The following is a 21,200-nucleotide window of genomic DNA, read 5'->3' as shown; positions in this document are numbered from 1 at the left end:
AACCGGACGCGCGTAGGGCGCCCATGCGCGGCCCGGCGTCCGTGCAGCCTTTTCTCCAACGGACACAACGACCCGATCCGATGTCCCGGCCAGTTTCGCCCAACACCCTGCTTCCGGTACTCACCGCCGAAGCCATGCGGGCGGCGGATCAGTTCACCATCGAAACCTTCGGCCTCCCCGGCCTCACCCTCATGGAGACGGCCGGGCGCGGGGCGGCTGCCTGCATCGCAACCCGTTTCGGCCCCCTCCGCAACCGGCGCGTCGTAATCTTTTGCGGCAAGGGCAACAACGGTGGCGACGGCCTGGTGGTGGCCCGCGTCCTCTTTGAACACGGCGCCCGCCTGGACGTGGTCACCCTCGCCGAAGAAGACGAAATGTCGGCGGACGCGGCGCACAACCTCCGGCTGCTCCGCCGGCTCGAAGCGAACGACCCGGCGGGCCGCCTCCGGCTGTTCCGGTGGCGGGAGGCAAGCGACTTCGCCCGGTTCGAAGGAGCGGATCTGTACGTCGATGCCCTGCTGGGCACGGGGCAGACGAGTGCCCCGCGCCCCCCGCTCGACGACATCGTCCGCCGGCTCAACACGCTGCCGGCCCCCCGCGTGGCCCTCGACCTGCCGACGGGCCTGCACTCCGACACCGGCGTGGTGCCCGGCGAGGCCGTGCGGGCGACGATGACCGTGACGATGGGTGCCCTGAAGACCGGGCTGCTGCTGGGCGAGGGACCCGCATACGCCGGGCACGTCGAGGTGGTGGAGATCGGGATCCCGTCGTTCGTGCTCGAGCGGGTGCGGAAGGCACCGGGCTGTGCGCTCCTGGTCACGGACGAGGCCGTCCGAAGCCGGCTGCCGGTCCGCCCGCACGATGCCCACAAATACAGCGTGGGCCTGGCCCTGGTGGTGGGCGGGTCGCCCGACTTCACGGGCGCGCCGGTCATGGCGGCCGAGGCCGCTGCCCGCGTCGGGAGCGGGTTCGTGGTGTGTGCCTGCCCGGCCTCCGTGCGCCCGGCCGTCGCCGCACACCTGACGGAGGTGACCACGCTGGCCCTGCCCGACGACGCGGACGGCCTCACACCGGCGGGGCACGACGTGCTGGCCGAACGCCTGGCGAAAGCACGGGCGCTGCTCGTCGGGCCCGGCCTGGGACGGCGGCCGGGCACCGGCGCCTTCGTCCGCACCCTCCTGCAGGAGACCCGCCTCCCGGCCGTCATCGACGCCGACGGCCTCTTTGCCCTGGCCGGGCATACGGAGTGGCTCGCCCGCCGTGCCGGCGGCCGGTGGCTCCTCACGCCGCACGCCGGCGAATTCAAACGCCTCGCCGGCGACGACGCCGACCTCACCGACCGTATCCGCACGGCCCAGACCTACGCGGAGCGATGGAACGTCGTGCTGCTCTTGAAGGGAGCCCCCTCGGTGGTCGCGTGCCCGGACGGCACGGCCTACGTGGCTCCCACCCACCCGGCCCTGGCCACCGCCGGCAGCGGCGACGTGCTCGCCGGGCTGTGCGTGGGCCTGATCGCACAGGGCCTCCCCCCTGCCGAGGCCGCCGTCGCGGCGCTTCACCTCGGCCGCGCCGCCGCCGAACACTACACGGCCCGGCACGACGCCCGCTCCATGGTCGCCTCCGACCTTCTCCGCGTGCTGCCCTCCGTCCTCCACGAACGCTTCTCGCCATGAGCCTGCCCCTGCGTCGCCTCCTCGCCGCCGGCTGGACGATCCTGATCCTCCTCCTCCTTTCCCTGCCCGGAGAAAGCCTGCCCGACCTGGCCCTGCTCTCCTACGACAAAGCCGGGCACTTCGTCCTCTTCGCCGTCCTGGGCTGGCTCTGGATGGCCGCCATGACCCGGCCCCTGCCGGCCCGCACCTGGTGGGTCCTCACCGGCGGCTCCGTCTTCGCCGCCATGAGCGAGCTCTATCAGGGCCTGCTCCCCTGGCAACGCCTCCCGGACGTCTACGACGTCCTCGCCGATATGCTCGGCCTCTTCGCCGCCGTGCAGGCCTACCGCCTGCGCCACCGGAAGCACGCCCGCCCGGCGTCCTGACCCTTCCTCCACACCCGGCGGCAACTTTGCCCCGCGCTGCGTGTCTTTATCCCAGGCAATCAGGAGGATAGGCCGTGCCGGACCTCCCCCCCGCGTGTGGCATGCACGGAACCCGCCGAAAACGTCAACCGTATCACCTGACGCAGATCGAGGCGGTTGTTTCCTTTGATCGCCCGGTACGCTATCTTCGCGGAGCAACCGTTCGACCCGAAGCCAGAGACGAAAACCATGGCCCTACGAAAAACCGAAAAAGCCGACCTGCGCAAGCGCTATCCGCTCTACGTCGAGATCGGGCTGGCGCTGACGCTGCTGCTGCTCATCGTGGCCTTCCGCCTGGACCTGCGGGCGGAGGACTCGTTCGAGATCGTGATGGAGGAGCAGGAGGTCGTCCAGATCGAGGAGATCCAGCAGACCCAGCAGATCGAGAAGCCGCCGCCGCCGCCGCGCCCGCCGGTGCCGGTCGAGGTTCCGGATGACGAGGTGCTCGAAGACGACGACCTGGACCTCGATGCCACGCTCGACATCGACCAGCCGCTGACGGACCTTCCGCCGCCCCCACCGCCGGCCGAGGAGGAAGAGGAGCCGGAGCCGGAGATCTTCGTCATCGTGGAGGAGATGCCGGAACTGATCGGCGGGCTGGCCGCCATCCAGGAGAAGATTCGCTATCCCGAGATCGCCAAGAAGGCTGGCGTCGAAGGCCGCGTCATCGTGCAGTTCGTCGTCGATGAGCAGGGGCGCGTCGTCGATCCGGTCGTCGTGCGCGGCATCGGGGCGGGCTGCGACGAGGAGGCGATCCGCGCCGTCAGCCAGGCCAAGTTCAAGCCGGGCAAGCAGCGCGGCAAGCCCGTGAAGGTCAAGATGACGCTGCCCATCACCTTCAAACTGAAGTAAGCCCGTTTTTCAGACGATGGCGGCGCGTGCGCGCCGCCGGGCCCCGTTGCCGCGTGCAGCGGGGCCTTTTCGTTGCCGGAAGACTCACCCCCGCGCCCGGAGGTGCCGCACGCCGCCGTCCTCCTCGCCCACGAGCACGTCCGTCGCCAGGCCGATGAAGAGGCCGTGGTCCAGCACGCCCGGCAGGCGTTTCAGGGCGTGATCCAGCGCGGCGGGGTCGTCGAGCCCTGCCTCGAAACGGGCATCGATCACCCAGAAGCCCTGGTCCGTGACGACCGGCCCGTCCTTGCGCGCCCCCATGCGAAGCTCGGCCCGGGCCCCGAGGCGTTCGAGTGCCCGCCGCACCGGCCGTGCCGCCATGGGCAACACCTCCACCGGCACCGGCATCCGGGTGCCGAGCCGGTCGACGAGCTTCGTCTCGTCCACCAGCACGACGAAGCGGGCCGCCTGCGTGGCGACCACCTTCTCCCGGGTGTGCGCCGCCCCTCGCCCCTTGATCAGGTTGAGATGCGGGTCCACCTCGTCCGCCCCGTCGAAGGCCAGATCGACCCGGTCGACGTCCTCGAACGTGACGAGCGGGATGCCACAGGTGCGGGCGAGTTGCTCGGCAAAGAACGAGGTGGGAATCCCGGAGACATGCAGGCCCTCGTCGCGAATGCGCCGTCCCAGCGCCTCCAGGGCACAGGCCGCCGTCGAGCCGGTCCCCAGCCCCAGGCACATGCCGTCCTCCACCATCGCGGCCACCTGTTCGCCGACGGCCCGCTTCGCCGCCGCACGGGGATCGCTCCTGCGCTCATGTGCCTGCATGCCGGGAACCGCTCTGTCTCGAAACCAACCGTATCCTCGCGCGCGAAGATACGACATCGCGGCGTTTACTCATACCGCAACGACTCGATCGGATTGAGGCCGGCGGCTTTGAAGGCCGGGTACCCGCCGAAGAGCAGGGCGATGCCCGTCACCATGACCACCGCCCCGACGGCCCACCCGGTCGGGAAGGCGGGGGAGATCTCGAAGTAGACGGCAACCAGGTTTCCCACGAGTGCCCCGAGCACGATACCGAAGACCCCGCCGATCTGGCACAGGAAGAAGGCTTCGAGCAGGAACTGCCGCATGATGTCGCGGCGGCGGGCCCCGACCGCCTTGCGGATGCCGATCTCCCGCGTCCGCTCGGTCACCGAGACGAGCATGATGTTCATGATGCCGATGCCGGCCGCCAGCAGGGCGATCAGGCCGATGACGGCCCCGCCGAGCGTGAGCGTTCCGGTGAAGGCTTCGAAGATGCTCTGCATCGAGTCGTTCGTCTCAATCTCGAAGTTGTTGTCGCGTCCCGGCGGCACCTTGCGAATGACCCGAAACCGCCCGATCACCTCGTCCATGGCCGCCCGGAGGTGTTGCGGCTCGTGCGCCCGCACACTGATCGTGGCAATGTTACGGTCGGGCTGGCCGTAGAGGGACATCAGCCGCGTGATCGGCGCAAAGACCCGCGTATCCTGGTTGAACCCGAGGAAGCTGCCTTTCTCCTTCAGCACCCCGATGACCTCATAGCGGTGACCGTCCATGCGAACGGTCTTGCCGAGCGGGGATTCGATCGGAAAAAGCTCCTCGGCCACCGCGCTGCCGAGCACGATGACCGGGCGGGCGTACTGCAGGTCCTGTTCGGAGAGGAAGCGCCCCTGTTCGATCTCGTAGCTGAAGTTGCCCGGCATATGCTCATCCGTGCCGAGGAGCACCACGTTCGGCTCCGTCTCCCGGTTCTCGTAGCGCACCGCCGCGAGGGCAAAGTCCTCGATGATGCTGATCGTCACCGGGGTGGTCATGGCACGTGCGAGGCGCTCGACCTGGTCGTAGGTGATGGCCGGTCGGTTGCGGATGCTCGGATCGAGCTCCCCCAGCTGGATGGAGGGCGTCCGGCGAATGGTGAAGGTGGAGGCCCCCAGAAACTGCAGCCGGTCCTTGAAATACACGTCGATGACCTCGACGCCGGTGACCGAGACGATGATCGCAAAGACCCCGATGACCATGCCCAGCAGGGTCAGCGAGGAGCGCAGCTTGTGGCTCCGCAGCGCGTCCCAGGCCATCCGAAAGGCCTCTAAAAACGCCATAACGGTACGGGTTGATCGTTACGAGGGCGTCCCGATCCGAAGCGCGTCTCACTCATACCGGAGGGCCTCGATCGGGTTGGCGCGGGCGGCCGTCCAGGCCGGTGCCAGGCCGAAGACGGTCCCGACGGCGGCGCAGATGCCGAAAGCGATGACGACCACCGTCATGTCGAGTGTGGCGGGCAGGATCATGCGGATGAGCATCGTCAGCGGCAGCGAGACGAGGACGCCCAGCAGCCCGCCCACCATCGAGACGACCACGGCCTCGATGAGGAACTGCGCCAGGATCGTCCGCCGCTTGGCGCCCACGGCCTTGCGGATTCCGATCTCGCGCGTGCGTTCCTTGACCGAGACGAACATGATGTTCATCACCCCGATGCCACCGACGAGCAGCGCCAGCGCCGTCAGGCCGATGCCGATGCCGTAGATGGCCGTCTTCACCGGGGCGATCTGAGCCCGCAGGCTCTGCTGGTCGTTGATCTCGAAGTCGTTCTCTTCCCGGGCGTCGAGCTTGCGCGCCACGCGGAGGATGCCCGTCAACTCGTCCTTCGCCTCCTCGATCAGCGCCGGGTCCCGCACGCGGACCCGCACCGACACGTCCCGCCGGCTGACGCCGAAGTGGTGCTTGAAGGCGTTGAAGGGGATGATGACCTGCGTATCGACCGAACCCGGCCCTTCCGCCCCGCTGCCCCGGCGTACCATCACCCCGACCACCAGATACTTGTGCCCGTCGAGGCGGAGGGTCTTGCCGAGCGGATCGACGATGGGAAAGAGCCGGTCGGCCACTTCGGCCCCGATGATGCAGACGGGACGGGCGCTGCGCTCGTCGAAGTCGCTGAAGAAATAGCCGGCGGCCAGGTCCACGGGGTGAACCAGCGGATACGAAGCCCGCACACCGAGCACGGTCACGTCGTGCAGCGTGCGGCCCTCGTAGGCGACGGTCCGCCGGGTATCGGCCACGGGCACCACGGCTACGGCATGCCTGGAATGCGCCGCGATGGCATCGGCCAGGTCGGCCGTGATGTACGGGCGGTTGATGTATTCCCACCATTTCATGCCGGGGCTGCCCACCCAGGGCCAGCGCTCAATGTAGAGCACGTCGGTACCCAGCACCGCCATATCCTGCTCGAAATCCTGCTCGATCCCGTTGACCACGGTCGCCATCGCGGTCACCGAGACGATACCGATGATGATCCCCAGGGTCGTCAGGATCGACCGCATCTTGTGGGTGCCGATGGCCCGGAGGGCGATCCGCAGGCTCTCCCACACTTCGTAGAAAAACGCGCGCACGAGCAGAAGAAAGACTGATGAGAACGGGCTGGCCGCTACGGTACGCACGGGTTCCGGGTGGGGTTGCACCGGCCCGTGGCGGAGCCATTCGTGCCGTCCGGCGTATCAGCAGCCTTCCTCTCCCGCAGCCTTTGATCCGACCGCTATGGGTAAGCTCCGCATCCTCGGTGAGTTCTGGCAGTTCCTGCGCGTGCGCAAGAAATACTGGCTGGCCCCGATCCTGATCGTGCTGATGTTGCTGAGCCTGCTGATCGTGCTCACGCAGGGCTCGGCCCTAGCCCCGTTCATCTACGCGCTTTTCTAGGCCGGGTCAGAGCTTCTTTTCGAAGCGCAGGCGGTAGTCTCGATAGGTGGGGTTGTAGTCCGCCTTCATGACGCGGAATCCCTCGTTGAGGCCGAGGATGGTCATGCCGGGGTGCATGTTCGGGAAGGTGTCGAAGGCGAAATGGGTGTAGCCCCGTGCCCGGGCGCGGTCCATCATCTCGTAGAGGAGTTGCCGGGCGATGCCGCGCCGCCGGTAGGCCGGCAGCACGCCGCCTTTGGCGCTATAGAACGTGAAGCGGCTCTCGCGGTAGCCCACCTTGAATCCCACGGCCGCCTCGTCGACGTAGGCCAGGAGGATCATCAGATCGAGGCGGTCGAAGGAATTGATGATGCGCTGTTCCCGGAAGACGGCCATGTTCAACCGGGCGAGCACGTCCAGGGCCTCCAGGCCCACGACTTCGATGCGCACCGGCACCGGTTCGAGGCCGGGACGGTTCGGGGGCGAGGGGCGGATGTCGGGTGAGACAGCCATGAGGACGGGTATGTACCGGATTTGTCTCCAAGATACGGCCCGGCGGCATGGTGCGCCGCAGGACCGGCTCATTTTTCATCAAAACGAAAGCCCGGCCGGCCGCCACGCCGTCTGGCCGTACGCCACGGCCCTTGCGGCCTATTCGCCCGGCGCCCCGTCGTCGACGGAGGCCCGGGGGGCTGCCGCGTCGACGGGCGGGCCGAGCTGGGCCGGAGCGGGTTCTTCGACGAGCGACCACGGCTCCAGCAACCGTTCCGGCACCTCCGCGATGAAGCGGCTGGGACCGGCCAGGTATTCGCCCTGGTACCGGCGATACTGGACCATCGGGTAGGAGATGAACAGATACCGCCGGGCGCGGGTGACGGCCACGTAGAGCAACCGCAACTCCTCGTCGAGCGCGTCGGGGTCGCCCAGGGCGTAGCCGGAGGGCAGCACGCCGTCGAGCGCGTGGATGACGAAGACGGCGTCGAACTCCAGCCCCTTGGCCGAGTGGATGGTCGAGAGGATGAGCGGGGCCTCGTCGTCGGCCAGCGGCCCGGCATCGAGGGCCGAGAGCTCGATGGGATCGAGGGCGAGGGCGGCCAGGAAGCCGGCCCGGTCCGGGAACCCTTCGGCCAGGCCGGCGAAATGCTCCAGGTCCTGCTCGCGTTTCGGATAGTCCTCGTAATACTGCCGCCGCAGGATCGGCGCGTAGTAGTCCAGCACCAGCTCCACCTGTTCCGCCACCGTCCTTTCGCCGTGACGGAGCGTGCGAAGCAGCTCGAAGAGCGCCTTGAGCGTCGTCACGTACCGGTTTCCGAACGGACGATCCGGCAGGATGAACGGCTCGCCGGCCGTGGAGGTGATCCAGTCGATCAGGTCCTGTGCCGTCTTCGGCCCGATGCCCTCGATCAGTTGCAGGATGCGGTTCCAGGCGACGGCGTCCTGCGGGTTCTCGACGACGCGGAGGTGGGCCAGCACATCTTTGATGTGGGCTGCCTCGCTGAGCTTCAGCCCGCCGTACTTGACGTAGGGGATGTTCCGGCGGTTGAGCTCGACTTCGAGGTCGTAGGCGTTGTGGCTGCTGCGGAAGAGCACGGCCATGCGGTCGAGCGGCAGGCCCTGCTCCCGGAGTTCGAGCACCATCTGCGCGACGAAGCGGCTCTCGAACCGGTCGTCGGGTGCCGGCACGAGGGCGGGCCGCTCGCCCCCCGCCTCGTCCGTGAAGAGCACCTTGTCGTACTTGCGCCGGGCGTGCCCGATGAGGTGGTTGGCCAGTTCCAGGATGGGACGGGTGGAACGGTAGTTCCGTTCGAGCTTGAGGATGCGGGTGCCCGGAAACTGCTCCGGGAAGGCGAAGATGTTGCGGAAGTCCGCCCCGCGAAAGCGGTAGATGCTCTGCGCATCGTCGCCGACGGCCATGACATTGCCGTGGACCGAGGCGAACTGCCGGACGAGGGCGGCCTGCAACCGGTTCGTATCCTGGTACTCGTCGACGAGGACGTGGCGGCAGCCGGCGGCCACCCGGTGGCGCACCGCGTCGTCGGTCTCGAAGAGCTCGAGCGTGCGCAGCAGCAGGTCGTCATAGTCCATCAGGGCGTGGGCCTTCTTGTAGGCCACGTAGGCCGCCTGCAGCGTTTGCAGCTCGTCGAGGCAGGCGACGAACTGCGGGTACTGTGCCTCGAGCACCGCTTCGAGCGGCTGCCCCCGGTTGACGACGGTCGAGAAAAGGGCCTGAAGCGTCTTCTTCCGGGGAAAACGCCGGCCGGACCGGTGGAACCCGTGCGCTGTGCGGAGGACGTCGAGCACGTCGGCGGCGTCGGAGGCGTCGAGGATGGAGAACGTGTTCGGGAAGCCGATGCGGGGGGCATGGCGACGCAGGAGGCCGGCGCAGTAGGCATGGAAGGTGCCCCCCTGCACCCGCTCGCACCGGCCGTCGAGCAGGGCAGCGGCCCGGGCCAGCATCTCGCGGGCGGCCCGGCGCGTGAAGGTCAGCAGGAGGATCTGCTCCGGCGGCGTGCCCGTCTCCACCAGATAGGCCACGCGGTAGACGAGCGTGCGCGTCTTTCCCGTCCCTGCGCCGGCTACCACCAGCACCGGCCCGCCCGGCGCCGTCGCCGCCGCGTACTGCTGCGGGTTCAGCGCCCCCGCATAGTCGATGGACAGCTTCCGCGCAACCTGAACCCGCAGCAGTACGCGGCGGCGACGGCGCCSGGCGGGCCGGTSCKSSWGGTMGCCSGCSYMATAGGCCGCCAGCCCGGCCCGGAACGACGCCTCCAGCGCGGCCTCGTCGTCCTGGGCTGCCGCCGGCGTGCCGACCAGCACCGCCGCGAGCCCGATCCACGCGATCGTCAGCCTGCCTCGCATACCGCTGTCCCCAAGCCTCTGTTTTTCTTTCAACGCACCGGATCCCGAACGGATGCCCGGCTGCGGCTTGAGGGGCAGGGCCAGACGCCGGTGCCCCTGAAAAGCCGGCGGGGCCGCCCCGCACCGGAGCGGCCCCGCCGGAACGGCCAGGACCCGATCAGAAGTTCGGGTTGATGTTCCGTTCGTTCTGGGTGATGGGGAAGTACTGCCAGGTGTCCGGCCCGAGGTGCCAGCGGTTGAAGCGGCGCTGATCGAGCAGGCGCAGGCCCATCGTGAAGAGCTCTTTTTCGCGCTCCAGGATCAGCACGTCCATGTCCGCCGAAGCCAGCGGCTCGAGGCCGTGGCTGGCCCGCACCGCGTTGATGCGGTTCAGCGCCGAGGCGGTATTGCCGTCGCGCAGGTCCAGTTCGGCCAGCATCAGCGTGTTCTCCTGCCAGGTGGCAAAGGGCAGGGGATCCTCGCGGTTGACGTACCGGGCCTGGCGGTAGAACGTGGTGGGCGGGTTGTCATTGCCCTGGATGGCCTGCAGCGGGATCCGGGCCGCCTCGGCCGGGTCGGCGTCGACGTAGCCCCGGTAGCGGAAGTCGACCACCCACTGGGTACGCCCGGGTCCGGCCTGGCTCCACCAGTAGTTGTCGTTATCCACGCTGAAGAGCGTCAGGAACGGGTCGTCCCCCTCCTGCAAGCCCTGCTGGGCCGCTGCCCGGGCCTGGGTGAAGTTGCCCTGCAACAGGTGGATGCGGGCCACCAGGGTGTTGATCACCCGGGTGTGGTAATCGTCGGCGAAGCCCCGGGCCGCTTCGAGCTTCTCCAGAGCCAGGGCATACATCTGGGCCGACGGGATGAAGGGGCCCGGATTGTCCGGATTCTCGGAGATGACCCCTCCGCCCTCACGCGGGTTCAGCCCGTAGTAGGCCGCATAGAAGTAGCGGGCCACCCCGCCGTAGAAGTTGCCGATGAACTGCGCCTCCCGCTGCAGGTCGGCATCCTCGAACTGGATCTCTGCAATGCGGGTGAGCAGGTTGTCCGCGAAGAAGCGCAACTCGCCCAGGTCGTTGTAGACCCCGTCGTTCGAGTTGTTCGCCAGCGTGATGTCCCCCTCGTCGAACTCCTGGAACGTGGGGAAGGTGGCATTGGGCACCCGCTGGTCGAAGAACAGCTCGTCCGAGAGGCCGCCGGCATGCACGGCCAGCCGGTCGTACGTGGTCGAGAAGCGGGACTGGATGCCCTTGATCAGGAAGGGCACCTGGGATTCGGTCGTCAGCTGGTCGTCGTTGATGCTGTCGATGGGGTTATCGACGTCTTCGACGAAGCTGTCGCAGGCGGTCACGACCCCCAGGAACAGGAGCACCGCCGGCATGAGATAGCGTCGTTTCATCGTTCTATGCCTCAAGCTTGATCATTCGGTCGGAAAGACACGTGCAGCGGCTCACAGGCCGATGGTCAGCGTACCGTAGAGCACCCGCGGCTGCGGCAGCGTCAGGAAGTCCTGCGCCCGGCTGGCGCTGCGGGCCCCGGCGAAGTTGACCTCGGGGTCGGCCCCGCTGTATTTCGAGGTCATCCACAGGTTGCGCGCCGAGAGCGTGAAGCTGGCCGAACGCACATACCGGCTGACGTTCGCCTTGCGAAGCAGGTCCGTGAAGTCGTACCGGATGCTGATTTCGCGCAGCCGGAGGAAGTCGGCACTCTCGATGAAGTTGCCGTCGAGGTCAACGCCGCCGAACGTGAACTCGGTGCGGGCCACCGTCTCGGCGGCCTCGCGGTACTCAGGCGAGCCGACGGTCAGCGCCTGCACGTTCCGGTCCCGGAATTCGGGTCGCAGGTTGCCGTCCGCATCGCACAGGTTGACGCTGCAAGGATCCTCTACGAGCCCGACCTGCACCAGGGCGATGTTGCGCTCGGCCAGCGCCCCGAAACGACGCATGAACAGCCGGGTGTTGTTGAAGACCTCGTTGCCGAGGAACCACTCGGCCAGCGCACTGACAGTGAAGTTTTTCAGGAAGCGTACGTTGAGGGAGAACGAGCCGTTGTGCTCGGGATACGGTGTCCCGAAGAACTTGCGGTCCGGCTGGCCGTCGCCGTCCTCGTCGGTAGTCGTCAGTTCGGGGCCGGCATAGCTGCCGTCATCGTTGAACTTGGCCCGGGAGGACCAGGTGTAGAAGGCGTCCCGCGGCAGCCCCTCCTTGATGACATTGATGTCGAAGCCGTCGAAGATGGGCTGGGCGCCGCCCAGGTCCTTGACCTCGTTCTTCTGGTAGTTCCACAGGAAGGCGAAGTCCACGCCGAAGTTGCGCGTGCGCACGGGCGCGGCCGTAAGGCTGGTTTCAAAGCCCCACCCTTCGGACCTGCCGACGTTGAACGGCACCGAACTGGCCGTCAGGCCGGTCGAGGGGGCATTGTTGAAGTCGATGATCGAGTTTTCAGCCTGCTGGAAGTAGTAGGTCAGGTCCAGCCCGACGTTGCCGAAGAGCTCGGATTCGAGGCCGACCTCGAACTCGCGCACGCGCTCGGGCTCGATGGCGGGGTTGCCGATGAAGCTGGTCACCGCGCCGGCGCCGTAGCCCGAGGGTTCGGCCTGCCAGCGCAGGAACGACCCGTCGAGCAGGCCGGGAAGCTGGCCGGTCTCGCCGTAAGCGGCCCGCAGCTTCAGGAAGCTGATCTGGCGCGGCAACTCGGTCAGGTTGTCCACCCGGAGCGCCAGGCTGGCCTTCGGATACCAGATCGACGGGGCCCGATCCCCGACCGTGCTGGCAAAGTCGCGCCGCAGGCCCAGCGTCACGAACAGCTTCTCCTGGAAGTTCAGTTCCTGCTGCCCGTAGATGCCGGCCTCCCGCGAGTGCACGAACCCTTCATCCCCGCTGATGAAGTCCGCCCCGGCACCGATGTTCGTGATCAGTTCCGTGGAGAAGTTCTGCTTGGTGAAGAAGAAGTTACGGTTGATCTGGTTGAAGGCCTGCGTCCCCACGATGGTGGTGGCGCTGAGCGAGGACGTGATGCCATAGCTGTACCGGGCGTTGAAGTCGTACGTGTACTGCTCGTTGCGCCGGTTGAAGATGTTGCGTTCCCCGTTGGTGCGACCCGAATAGGAAAAGTTGGCCGGGAAGCTCTCGTCGTTGCGCAGGTCGGTGCCGTCGAAGCCGACGGAGGCGCGCAGCACGAGCCGGTCGATGGGGCGGTATTCGGCCTCGACCGACCCCAGGAAACGCCCGATCCGCTGCGTGTTCTTGATGGCCTCGATGGCCGCGCTGTCGGTAAAGATGAACGGCCTGGCCGAGAGCAACGTGTTGCCCAGGTAGCCGAAGATGTTGTTGTCGTTCTGCGGCCGGTCGATCTCGTTGAGGGTATAGGCAGCGTTGGCCCGGATCGTGACCTTGTCCGAGGGGAAGGCCTCGAAGTTGGCCCGGAAGCTCTGGCGGTCCTGCTTGTTGTTGCGCAGGTGGCCTTTCTCGAGCCGGCGGTCGTACGAGCTGAAGAAGCGCACCGTCTGCGAGCCGCCCGAGACGCTCAGTGAGTGCTGGCTGATGAGGCCCTCACGGAAAAAGTTGTTGGCGATGTCCGGGTTGGCGGCGTTGAAGGGGTTGTACTCCTCGGCCTGTTCGTTGACCCCGAGCACCCCCTTGTAGTTCACGTTGAAGGGTACGGCGCCGCCGGCGGCCAGCCGTCCCCGCTTGGTGGTGATGAGCACCACCCCGTTCGAGCCGCTGGTACCGTAGAGGGCGGCCCCGGCCGGCCCCTTGAGGATGTCGATGCTCTCGATGTCTTCGGGGTTGATGTTGGCCAGCATCGAGACGCCCTGCCCCCCGACGCCGAAGCCGGTCACCTGGGCGTTGTCGATCCGGACGCCGTCGACGTAGATGACGGGCTGGCCGTTGCCGTTGAGGCCGGTGCTCGAGCGCATCACGAAGCGGATGCCCCCGGCCACGTTGCCCGAGGCGGGCTGCACGCTGACGCCGTTCACCTTACCGGTGAGCAGCTGCGAGACGTCCTGGTAGGCGTTCAGCTCCTGCAACTGCTCGGCATCGATACGGCCGACGGACACGTCGGCCGTGGCCTTCGAGCGGGCCGAAGCGATGCCGGTGACGACGACCTCTTCCAGCCCGGTATAGTCGGGCTGCAGGGCCACGTTCAGTTCCACAGGGCTCGTGCCGATGGTGACCGTCTGCTGCTGGGTCCGGTAACCGACGAAGCTGAAGCGCACCGTGTAGGTCCCGGGCGGCACCTCCCGGATGGCATAGTTACCGTCGAGGTCGGTAGCCGTCCCCATCTGCACGTCGACCAACAGCACGTTGGCACCGGGAAGGCCTTCGTTGGTCTCGGCGTCCGTGACGCGGCCCTGGAGGCTGCCCTGCTGGGCCAGGACCGGCACCGGGGCCAGCAACGCCAGCCCCAGGCACAGGCCGAGATACTTGCTCTTGGGGTCAGATCGTCTCATGGTTCGTCTGATGAGTGGTTGGTGGATCTGTTATGCCGGGATGCCTGCACACAGGCACCCTGTATTGCCACATACCGGAGTTCTATGGCTACCCTCCGGCTACAACCGTGACCGTATGCGGGAACCACCTCACCGTCCTGGCGCCGGAACCGGACGGACCGAAAGCGCTTCCGGATCCTTAATCCTAGCTCGCCGGAAAAAAACCTGCTCGTATCGTCCCGTATCGCGCTCACAGATCCGATCGATGCGTCGCCTTACGATGAGGGTTCAGCTGTCGGGAGGCCGCTCGCCGGAACGGTCTGCACACTATCCGTTCAAACGAATATACCTCCCGGGCGGGGGGAGAAAGGGCATCTCCTGGGTTTCCTGAAAAATAATTCAACGGGACCGCGTAACCGCTCCGGACGGTGCAAACGGTCGTCAGTGCACCATGACCGGTACAGACGCACCCGTAAATAGCCGCCGGGACACCGCGAACCAGAACCGGCACGGAGCCTACGACACCTCGGCCAGGGGAGGGGGCTCCCCTTCCTCCGGCGATGCCGGGTCCCAGAGATGCTTTTCCAGATCGACCCGGCCGTCTCCGGTGAACGTGATGCCCTCGCTCCGGAGCAGGTCCTCCATGATGAACGGCCCGCCGAAATGCACACGGCCGGAGAGGGCTCCGAAGCGGTTGACCACGCGGTGGCAGGGCAGGGCCGTCCCAGCGGCCGCGTTCAGCGCCCAGCCCACCGTCCGTGCGGCACTCCGGGTGCCCAGGTAGGCCGCGATGTGCCCGTAGGTCGTCACACGCCCCGGCGGGATCCGTTCGACGACCTCCCATACCCGCCGGAAAAAGTCGTCACGTACCTGCTTAGTCATGCTCGTATCCAGCCGCCTGTTCCGTTCCCCGGCCACTTCACCAGGCCGCGTACCTCTCCGCCACGAGCCGTCTCTGGGCAGCACCTTGAAACCGTAACGCCCGTCGACGCCGGCGGCCATCCCGAGCATCGGTTCTCCGCTCAGAACGTCGGCTCCGCGAAGCGGACCTCCACTAGCACCCGTGACCACGCCTGAAAGGGCAACACGTTGCGCCATGACCCATCCAGGCGCAAGAAAGGCCAGTATACCACTGACCCGCAGTAACTTTGAGATCATGGCGTCTTCCGATGAGGGGTTGGAGGATGCTGCAAACGTGGTGGGTGAGCACGTCTTTCAAGGGCGATTCGCGCACTTTCGCCCCCGGATGAAAGACAACGGGGTGAGCAGGTGACGGATCGCACAACCCGATCCTGCCTCACCGGGTATTCAGCATCTCAAGGGTGCCGCCTATCTCGGTAGTTAGATGTGCATAATATAAAATTTTTGTCAATCCAGGCAAATAATATCCGGACAGGGCTTTCGTTTTTCCCCCATCCTTCGCCCTCGCAGGGAGCGGCCCGGGACGGTCCTACTGCCCTCCCAGGATCACCGGCAGGCCGTCGTCGCCGGCACCGATGATGATGGTCTTGGTGTTGGGCGAGTTGGCGAGCAGCTGCGTGGCCTCGATGCCCTTGAAGCGGAGGAACTGCGAGGAGAGGCTCTGTGTGATGATGCGCTGGTACTCGGCCTCGCCTTCGGCCTCGATGCGCTTGCGCTCGGCCTCCAGGCGCTCTTTCTCCAGCGTGTACTGGTACCGTTCGGCCTCCTGTTCCTCCTTCAGCTTGTTCTCGATGGCCACCCGGATCTGCTCCGGCAGGCGCACGTCGCGAATGAGGACGGCTTCGACCTTGACGAAGCGCGGCTCGACGCCCGTTTTCACCCGCTCGAAGATCTGCCCCTGCAACTCGGTGCGCTTGCTCGAATAGAGCTGCTCCGGCGTATAGCGCCCCACCACCTCGCGCACGGCGCTGCGCAGCTCCGGCTGGATGAGCTTCCGGTAGTAATCCGTGCCGTAGGTGGTGTGAAGCTGCGGGAGCCTGTCCACCTCCGGTTGCCAGCGAACCGAGACGTCCATGCCGATGTTCAGGCCGTTGGAGGAAAGCACTTCCATGGCTTCCAGCTTCTCTTCCACGCGCACGTCGTACCGGATGATGTCCACCCACGGAGCATGCACCTGAAGCCCTTCGCCGAAGGTCTGGTTCAGGTCGGTGCCTCCGAAGATGCTGTACTTGACGCCGGCCTGGCCGGAGCCGATCGTGGTGGTCATGCATCCCCCGGCCATCGCGGCAAGGAGGATGAAGAGCAAGACGAGCACGCCCATGCGCGCCAGGGCACGGGTCAGGTTCGGATAGTTGTTCGTCGCCATGGTACGCCTGTCTGAAAGGATCGAACATGCTGTTGTCGTCCGGCAAGGTAACACGAAAGGGGCGCGGCAACAAGGACGCCGTCCGTTTCGTTAACGGAGCGCCTTTCCCGCTGTCGCTATGAACCGGAACGCCAAAGCCCTCCTCGACACCGGCCTCACGTCGGCCCTGGCAGACGCCCTGGGGCCGGAACGCCTCCGCTGTGGCGTTCCGCTGGCTCCCTACACCACGTTCAGGATCGGCGGGCCGGCCGACCTTTTCTTCGAGGCCCGAACGCCGGAGGAGCTCGCCCGTGCAATCACCGTGGCGCGGCAGCTGGGCCTCCCCTATTTCCTGCTCGGCCTCGGGGCCAACATCCTCGTGGGCGACGGGGGCTTTCGCGGGCTGGTCATCCGCAACGCCGCCCGCGCTTTCCGCATCCACCCCGCAACGCACCGCCTCTGGGCCGCCAGCGGTGCCATCGTCTATCCGGATGTCATCGAGGCGGCGGTCGCGGCAGGCCTCTCCGGCCTGGAGCACTACGTCGGCATCCCCTCAACGGTCGGCGGCGCCCTCTGGCAGAACCTGCACTTCCTCTCGCCGGACCGCTCCCGCACGATGTTCATCGAAGAGGTCTTCCTGGAGGCCGAGCTCCTCACGGCCGAGGGCGAGCGCCGCACCGCCGGCCGGGACTACTTCCGCTTCGGCTACGACTACTCGGTCCTGCATGAGCGGGACGACATCGTCCTCTCGGCCACCTTCCAGCTCGCTCCGGCGGACCCGGCCCGGATGCGCGCGGTCATGGCGGCCAACCTGGCCTGGCGACGCGAGCGCCACCCCCCGCTGGAGACCGAACCGAGCGCCGGCTCCATCTTCAAAAAGATCGAAGGCATCGGCGCCGGCCGCCTCATCGACCAGTGCGGGTTGAAGGGGACGCGCATCGGCGGCGCCGAGATCACCCACCGCCACGCCAACATCATCGTGAACCGGGGCGGGGCCACGGCCGCCGACGTGCGAGCGCTGATCGCCCTGGCGCAGGAGGTCGTCGAGCGGGAGACGGGCTACCGGCTCGAGCCCGAGATCGCCTTCGTGGGCGACTTCGGCCCGCCGCCCGCGTGAAGAAACGGCGTCGCCCGCGTGAATTGCCCGCGGAAACCGGCGTTCCCGTTCGCCGGAGGCCGCCGGCAGCGATATCTTCTGCCAGGCAAGCCTCAATCAAGAGGACGCCGGCCGATCCGGCCACCCCGTGAGGCCGGCGAACGCGACCCTCCCATGAACTGGCTCTACGGCACCTGGGCGGTCTTCGAGAAGGACCTGCGGCTGGAGTTGCGCAGCCGCTATGCCGTGAGCATGCTCCTGCTGTTCGTGCTCTCGTCGCTGCTGCTGGTGGCCTTCGGCCTCGGCCCGGTGACGGTGAGCCCGCGCGTGCAATCCGCGCTGCTCTGGGTGGTGATCCTGTTCTCGGCAGCCGTCGGGCTGGGCCGGGCGTTCATCAGCGAGGAGGAGCGCGGGACGGTGCTGCTGCTGCGGCTCAACACCCGGGGCAGCATGGTCTACGCGGGCAAGCTCCTGTTCAACTTCCTGCTGGTGCTGGGGGTGAACCTAGTGGCGCTGGGGGCGTTCATCCTGCTCCTGCGCGTGGCGGTGCAGGCCCCGGGCCTGCTGCTGGCGACGCTCGTGCTGGGCGCCCTTGGCCTGGCCGGCGCCACGACGCTGCTGGCGGCGCTCATCGCACGGGCGGCCAACCGGGGGCCCCTGCTGCCGGTGCTGCTCTTTCCGCTGCTGGTGCCGCTGCTGCTCTCGGTCGTGAGCGCCACCCGGGCCGCCCTGCCCGGCGGCAACGGCTGGCGCGAAGCCGGCGACGAACTGACGACGCTCTTCGGCTTCGCCGGCGTCGTCATCACCGTCTCGGTGCTCCTGTTCGACCACGTGTGGAACGAATGAGCGTTCCACGTTGAACGCTGCACGTTGAACGTTTCAACCAGACCATAGAACGCACGTAGCCGCGGGCTTCAGCCCGGGCCTGCTCATCCGGACAGCAGAAAGCACGTAGCCGCGGGTTTCTGCCCGTGCAGGCGGCAGCGAACGCAACAACACGCAACGTGCCAGCGCAAAAAGGACCATGAAGGAAACGCAAGCGGGCGTCGACGTGAAGCGGTACCGGCTGGTGCGCAACGTGGTGGCCGTGTGGCTGACGGGGATGATCGTCGCCGCGTTCGTCCGCGACATCCCGCGCCTGAGCATCCTCGAACACACGGCGCGTAACCTCTACTTCCACGTGCCGATGTGGTTCACGATGATGGCCGCCGCCTTCGTCTCGGCCTACCACTCGCTGCAGGTGCTGCGCACGGGCGACCTGCTGCGCGACATCCGGGCCCTGCAGGCGGCCCGCGTCGGCTTTGCCTTCGGGCTGCTGGGACTCGCCACCGGCATCGTCTGGGCTCGCTTCACCTGGTACGTGGGCACCAGCATCTGGTGGAACTTCGACCCGCGCCAGACGATGGCGGCCGTGCAACTCCTGATCTACGGCGCCTACTTCGTCCTCCGCACCGCCATCGACGAGCCGCACCGGCGCGCCCGGATGGCGGCCGTCTACAACCTGTTCGCGGCCTCCACCGTCCCGTTCCTGCTCTACATCGTCCCCCGCCAGATGCCGAGCCTCCACCCCGGCGCCGAGGGCAACCCGGCCTTCAGCGAAACGGACCTGGCCCCGGCCATGCGCCCGATCTTCTACGCCGCCGTGCTCGGCTTCCTGGGCCTCTTCTGGGTCCTCTACACGCAGCGCGTGCGCCTGGCCCGGCTCAAGCACCGCCTCCAGGGCGACCCCGAATACTGAACCCTACCCGCCGCCAACCATGCTCCCCGCCCTTTCCCTCCAGGAGGCCCCCCGGGCCGCACAGGCCGCCCCGTACGACAGCCTCTGGCCCGGCGCCCTGCCCACCCAGCCCCCCACCGGACTCGAACAGGTGATGCTCGCCCACGACAAGCTCTACGTCGTCCTGGCCGTCGTGCTCATCATCTGGTTCGGCCTCCTTTTCTTCCTCTACCGCACCGACCGCAAACTCGACGCGCTGGAACGAACCGTCGAAGAACGCATTCCCGAAGAACACGACGACTTTTAGTATTACGTCGTGCGTCGTGCGTAAAGCGCAACCCTGTACGCACCACGCACGACGAACCACGCAGCCTATAATCCACGCCCCGTCATGAACAAGAAGACGATCATCGGCCTGGTCCTCCTCATCGGCTTCACCTCGGTGCTCTTTCTGAACTTCGGCCAGCAGGTCGGCGGGTACATGGACTTTGCCCGGGCGGCCGAGACCGGCTCGAAGGCGCATGTGGTCGGACAGTGGGTCAAAGAGCAGCCGGCCACCTATGACCCCGCCGCCAACGTGTTCTCGTTCTACATGCGCGACGAACTGGGCAACGTGCGGCAGGTGCGCTATGCGAACCCGAAGCCCGCCAACTTCGAGGACGCCGAGCGCCTGGTGATCGACGGCTACGCACAGGGCGACGTGTTCGTGGCGGAGAACATCCTGGTGAAGTGCCCCTCGAAGTACAACGACGCCCGGGGCCTGCAAACCACCGTCGAGTGACGCCATGCGCCGGCTCGCTCGCGCCGTCCTCCTCCTGGCCGTCCTGGGGGCGGGCACGCTCGTCCTCTCCCGCACGCTCGCCTCGGATCCCGACGCCTTCCCCTCGGACGACGGGCCGGCCAACCCCCTGCCGCCCTGTCCCGCCTCACCCAACTGCGTCCGCCTGACCCGCCTCTACCCGGTCGACGCCGACACGCTCTTCGCCCGGGCCCGTGACGCCCTGGCCGCCCTGGGCCCCGCCACGCTCGACGCCGGCGCCCGCCGCGCCGACGCCGTCTTCCGCGTCTTCGTGTTCTACGACGACGTGGCGCTCCGTGTGGAACCCTTCGGCACGGGCAGCGCCCTGCACCTGCGCAGCGCCAGCCGCGTCGGCTACAGCGACTTCGGGGTGAACGAACGCCGCGTGCGCCGCTTCCTCGACGCCCTGCACCGCCGCCTCCCGGGGGCATAGGGCGTCGTGCGTATTTCGGAGTGCGTATTTCGTAGAGCGCAGCACGCGATCTTTACGCACTACGCACCAAGCACTACGCACCACATCCTTACGCACTACGCACCAAGCACTACGCACCACATCCTTACGCACTACGCATCACGCATTAGGCACTACGCACCACGCACCGCGCACTACAAACGCCCCGGTTCTCTCCAGATAGACAAGGTATGAAGCCCCGCAAGTCTCTCGGCCAGAACTTCCTCACCGACCCCAACGTGGCCCGCAAGATCGTGGGGGCGTTGCGGGCGCCGGACGGGGCGGCCGTCGTCGAGATCGGGCCGGGCACCGGGGCGCTGACGGGGCTGCTGCACGAGCGCTTCCCCGACCTGACCGCCCTGGAGGTGGACGACCGCGCCGTGGCCCTCCTGCGCGACCGCTTCCCCGGCCTCGACGTGCGCCACGCCGACGTGCTGGCGACGGACTGGGCCGCCCTCGCCCGCGAGAAGGGACGCCCCCTCTACGTCATCGGCAACCTGCCCTACTACATCACCAGCGAGATCCTCTTCGGCCTGCTCGACGCCCGATCCCACCTGGCCGAGGCCGTCGTCATGATGCAGCTGGAGGTGGCGCAGCGCCTGGTGGCCGTGCCCCGCACCAAAGCCTACGGCATCCTGAGCGTGGCCGTGCAGCTCGCCGCTGCCCCCGAGCTCCTCTTCCACGTCTCTAAAAATGTCTTCTACCCGAAACCGGATGTCACCAGCGCGGTTGTACGGCTGGACTTTTCGCAGGGGGATGCGGCAGCGTCCGGTGTGGACCCGGCCCTGCTTCGCCAGGTGATCCGGACCGCCTTCAACCAGCGCCGGAAGACCCTGCGCAACAGCCTCGGCCGGTGGACACGCGACCGCGGCCTGACGCTCCCCCACGGATGGGGGGCCTGCCGTGCCGAAGAGCTCGAACCCGGGGCGTTCGTCGTGCTGGCCCGCTACCTCCAGGAGCACGCCTGAACCGGTCCCGGCACCGGGAACCGGCCAACCGG

19 protein-coding genes and 1 pseudogene are annotated in these 21,200 nt (G+C 67.3%); 11 read left to right on the top strand and 9 right to left on the bottom strand.

The genetic code is table 11. The annotated features are described in order from the left end of the window. Positions 1–80 precede the first annotated feature (80 nt). From GQ464_RS11970 to GQ464_RS11960, 3 genes are all read left to right on the top strand, one after another. Positions 81–1,673 (top strand): NAD(P)H-hydrate dehydratase, encoded by a 1,593-nt coding sequence (locus GQ464_RS11970; RefSeq protein ID WP_166980060.1) that lies wholly within the window; start codon positions 81–83, stop codon positions 1,671–1,673. Beyond that, entirely contained in the window at positions 1,670–2,038 is a 369-nt protein-coding gene (locus tag GQ464_RS11965) for a VanZ family protein (RefSeq protein ID WP_166980058.1), read from the top strand. The genes GQ464_RS11970 and GQ464_RS11965 overlap by 4 nt, the downstream gene beginning before the upstream one ends. 228 nt (positions 2,039–2,266) lie before the next feature. Further along, positions 2,267–2,929, top strand: coding sequence for an energy transducer TonB (locus GQ464_RS11960; protein WP_166980056.1), 663 nt, complete (start codon positions 2,267–2,269; stop codon positions 2,927–2,929). A gap of 84 nt (positions 2,930–3,013) precedes the next feature. Here the strand turns inward: GQ464_RS11960 and rpiA are convergent, their stop codons facing one another. From rpiA to GQ464_RS11945, 3 genes are all read right to left on the bottom strand, one after another. Beyond that, positions 3,014–3,736 carry a ribose-5-phosphate isomerase RpiA gene (gene rpiA, locus GQ464_RS11955; RefSeq protein ID WP_166980054.1) on the bottom strand — a complete coding sequence of 241 codons (723 nt, stop codon included), beginning with the start codon at positions 3,734–3,736 and terminating at the stop codon, positions 3,014–3,016. 65 nt (positions 3,737–3,801) lie between these two features. Then, a complete protein-coding gene (locus GQ464_RS11950) occupies positions 3,802–5,031 on the bottom strand; it encodes an ABC transporter permease (RefSeq protein ID WP_166980052.1) in 1,230 nt (409 codons plus the stop codon). Between the two features lie 48 nt (positions 5,032–5,079). Continuing rightward, on the bottom strand, positions 5,080–6,366 hold the full coding sequence (locus GQ464_RS11945; RefSeq protein ID WP_228350243.1) for an ABC transporter permease: 1,287 nt from the start codon (positions 6,364–6,366) through the stop codon (positions 5,080–5,082). Positions 6,367–6,463: 97 nt separating this feature from the next. Here GQ464_RS11945 and GQ464_RS11940 point away from each other — a divergent pair, with 97 nt between their 5' ends. Next, complete coding sequence (locus GQ464_RS11940; protein ID WP_166980050.1) at positions 6,464–6,622, top strand: DUF5989 family protein; 159 nt, start codon at positions 6,464–6,466, stop codon at positions 6,620–6,622. A gap of 6 nt (positions 6,623–6,628) precedes the next feature. On the opposite strand, the gene GQ464_RS11935 is transcribed toward GQ464_RS11940, so the two are convergent. From GQ464_RS11935 to GQ464_RS11910, 6 genes and pseudogenes are all read right to left on the bottom strand, one after another. Then, positions 6,629–7,114, bottom strand: a complete 486-nt coding sequence (locus tag GQ464_RS11935) for a GNAT family N-acetyltransferase (protein ID WP_166980047.1) — start codon at positions 7,112–7,114, stop codon at positions 6,629–6,631. A gap of 138 nt (positions 7,115–7,252) precedes the next feature. Then, positions 7,253–9,460 (bottom strand): annotated as a pseudogene (locus tag GQ464_RS11930) (ATP-dependent helicase). 157 nt (positions 9,461–9,617) lie between these two features. Next, on the bottom strand, positions 9,618–10,838 hold the full coding sequence (locus tag GQ464_RS11925) for a RagB/SusD family nutrient uptake outer membrane protein (RefSeq protein ID WP_166981100.1): 1,221 nt from the start codon (positions 10,836–10,838) through the stop codon (positions 9,618–9,620). A 51-nt stretch (positions 10,839–10,889) separates the two neighbouring features. After that, entirely contained in the window at positions 10,890–13,892 is a 3,003-nt protein-coding gene (locus GQ464_RS11920) for a TonB-dependent receptor domain-containing protein (protein ID WP_166981098.1), read from the bottom strand. Positions 13,893–14,387: 495 nt separating this feature from the next. Beyond that, a complete protein-coding gene (locus GQ464_RS11915; protein WP_166981096.1) occupies positions 14,388–14,753 on the bottom strand; it encodes an MGMT family protein in 366 nt (121 codons plus the stop codon). Positions 14,754–15,321: 568 nt separating this feature from the next. Then, complete coding sequence (locus tag GQ464_RS11910) at positions 15,322–16,158, bottom strand: prohibitin family protein (protein WP_228350242.1); 837 nt, start codon at positions 16,156–16,158, stop codon at positions 15,322–15,324. Positions 16,159–16,276: 118 nt separating this feature from the next. Between GQ464_RS11910 and murB the strand changes: the two genes are divergently transcribed. The 7 genes from murB (at position 16,277) to rsmA (ending at position 21,168) form a co-directional block, all read left to right on the top strand. Beyond that, positions 16,277–17,254, top strand: a complete 978-nt coding sequence (murB, locus tag GQ464_RS11905; RefSeq protein ID WP_166981094.1) for a UDP-N-acetylmuramate dehydrogenase — start codon at positions 16,277–16,279, stop codon at positions 17,252–17,254. Between the two features lie 153 nt (positions 17,255–17,407). Further along, positions 17,408–18,079: a heme exporter protein CcmB gene (locus GQ464_RS11900; protein WP_166981092.1), complete on the top strand. Its 672-nt coding sequence runs from the start codon at positions 17,408–17,410 to the stop codon at positions 18,077–18,079. A 178-nt stretch (positions 18,080–18,257) separates the two neighbouring features. Next, entirely contained in the window at positions 18,258–18,971 is a 714-nt protein-coding gene (ccsA, locus tag GQ464_RS11895; protein ID WP_166981090.1) for a cytochrome c biogenesis protein, read from the top strand. A gap of 19 nt (positions 18,972–18,990) precedes the next feature. Beyond that, positions 18,991–19,257, top strand: coding sequence for a CcmD family protein (locus tag GQ464_RS11890; RefSeq protein WP_166981088.1), 267 nt, complete (start codon positions 18,991–18,993; stop codon positions 19,255–19,257). An 84-nt stretch (positions 19,258–19,341) separates the two neighbouring features. Next, positions 19,342–19,731, top strand: a complete 390-nt coding sequence (locus GQ464_RS11885) for a cytochrome c maturation protein CcmE domain-containing protein (protein WP_166981086.1) — start codon at positions 19,342–19,344, stop codon at positions 19,729–19,731. Between the two features lie 4 nt (positions 19,732–19,735). Beyond that, positions 19,736–20,182 (top strand): DUF1499 domain-containing protein, encoded by a 447-nt coding sequence (locus tag GQ464_RS11880; RefSeq protein ID WP_166981084.1) that lies wholly within the window; start codon positions 19,736–19,738, stop codon positions 20,180–20,182. Positions 20,183–20,391: 209 nt separating this feature from the next. Continuing rightward, positions 20,392–21,168, top strand: coding sequence for a 16S rRNA (adenine(1518)-N(6)/adenine(1519)-N(6))-dimethyltransferase RsmA (rsmA, locus tag GQ464_RS11875; RefSeq protein WP_166981082.1), 777 nt, complete (start codon positions 20,392–20,394; stop codon positions 21,166–21,168). Positions 21,169–21,200: the final 32 nt, after the last annotated feature.

Source organism: Rhodocaloribacter litoris (assembly GCF_011682235.2).
Lineage (GTDB): Bacteria > Bacteroidota > Rhodothermia > Rhodothermales > ISCAR-4553 > Rhodocaloribacter > Rhodocaloribacter litoris.
The sequence above is the reverse complement of the archived record's forward strand: the minus strand, read 5'-3'. Positions and strand labels throughout refer to the sequence as shown.